Origin of the sequence: Acinetobacter sp. TUM15064 (assembly GCF_008980265.1) — a bacterium.
Lineage (GTDB): Bacteria > Pseudomonadota > Gammaproteobacteria > Pseudomonadales > Moraxellaceae > Acinetobacter.
The window spans coordinates 1-1,122 of sequence record NZ_BKFU01000153.1 but is presented as its reverse complement, the minus strand read 5'-3'; the positions used below and the strand labels follow the sequence as shown (position 1 = coordinate 1,122).

General features: G+C 49.0%; 1 protein-coding gene. It reads left to right on the top strand.

Features of this window, described 5'->3' with window-relative positions; genetic code table 11:
- Positions 1–223: 223 nt before the first annotated feature.
- Positions 224–1,122, top strand: an 899-nt coding sequence (locus GBI16_RS18140) for an acetyl-CoA C-acyltransferase (RefSeq protein ID WP_151707612.1), incomplete at its 3' end; no start/stop codon positions are given.

Genomic DNA, 1,122 nt, shown 5'->3' with positions numbered 1-1,122 from the left:
TCGACGGTTTAAGCTTTGCAGAATTGCAGGCCATGACGGGTGCAACTTTAGTGGATGCGACTCAACAGAATTAATGATTTGAATCCCCCTAAATCCCCCTTTGATAAAGGGGGACTTCCATCTTTCTAATTTTGGGAAGTTCCCCCTATTTAAAAAATAGGGGGAACTCCTCCCTTTAATAAAGGGAGGTTGGGAGGGATTTTAGATAAAGGGAAAATGAAATATGAAAAACGCTTACATCATTGATGCTATTCGTACCCCATTCGGACGTTATGCAGGTGGACTCGCTCCAATCCGTGCTGATGACTTGGGTGCAGTGCCAATTCAAGCCTTGATGCAACGCAATCCAACAGTGGATTGGACTCAAGTCGATGACGTGATCTACGGCTGCGCGAATCAAGCGGGTGAAGACAACCGTAATGTGGGTCGTATGTCGGCATTACTTGCTGGCTTACCGGTTGAAGTTCCTGCTACGACTGTGAATCGCTTATGTGGTTCATCACTCGATGCGATTGCGATGGCAGCCCGTGCGATTAAAGCGGGTGAAGCCAACCTGATCATTGCGGGTGGTGTGGAAAGTATGTCACGCGCACCCTTTGTCATGGGCAAATCAGAAACCGCGTATGGTCGTAGCCAGAAGATTGAAGACACTACTATGGGCTGGCGTTTTATCAATCCTAAGCTGAAAGCGATGTATGGTGTAGAGACCATGCCGCAGACTGCGGAGAACGTGGCACAACAATTTAATATTGATCGTGCAGATCAAGACCAGTTTGCCTTGACGAGTCAACAGCGCACCGCAACCGCGCAAGCTCAAGGCTTTTTTAAACATGAGATCATCCCTGTAAATATTGCACAGCGTAAGGGTGATCCAATTGTGGTCGACACGGATGAACATCCACGTGCCTCGACCACACTCGAAGGTTTGGCTAAACTCAAGCCAGTCGTCACAGCAGAAGGCACCGTCACTGCGGGGAATGCATCAGGCATCAATGACGGTGCGGCTGCTGTACTGATTGCTTCGGAACAAGCGGTTGAGCAGTACCAACTTAAACCACGTGCCAAGATTATTGCATCTACGGCTGTGGGGGTAGAACCACGCATCATGGGCTTTGCACCTGC